This window comes from Bowmanella dokdonensis (genome assembly GCF_017254865.1).
In the GTDB taxonomy this organism is placed as follows: domain Bacteria; phylum Pseudomonadota; class Gammaproteobacteria; order Enterobacterales; family Alteromonadaceae; genus Bowmanella; species Bowmanella dokdonensis.
Genome location: NZ_JAFKCV010000171.1, coordinates 1 through 364 on the forward strand (window position 1 = coordinate 1; position 364 = coordinate 364).

1 protein-coding gene is annotated in these 364 nt (G+C 45.1%); it reads left to right on the top strand.

What is annotated here, in order from left to right; genetic code table 11:
* On the top strand, nucleotides 1-364 hold a 364-nt coding region (locus tag J0A66_RS22085; protein ID WP_206575990.1), incomplete at both ends, for a UvrD-helicase domain-containing protein.

Genomic DNA, 364 nt, shown 5'->3' on the forward strand with positions numbered 1-364 from the left:
GAGGGTATTCCTTACGAAGAAGTACTGGAAGATTATCGTAACAATTCTGTCGATGATGTTGATACGGAAGACTTTGCTGCTGCTTTGATAAGGGAAGGCTCAAAAAGACGTTTTGTGGTTGTCGATGATGAAGCGCTAGAGCAAATGCTGGATGCGCCGTTAGAAAAGTGGCGTGTATTCCTCCATCCTTCACAGCGCAAAATTGTTGAGCGTGATTGGAATGGTCCTGTACGTGTATTGGGAGGGGCAGGAACAGGAAAAACTGTAGCTGCAATCCATAGAGCTAAATGGTTAGCTGCGTCATTAGATGGTGTGCCCAACAAGAAGGTGTTGTTTACCACTTTCACTAAAAACTTGGCCAGTG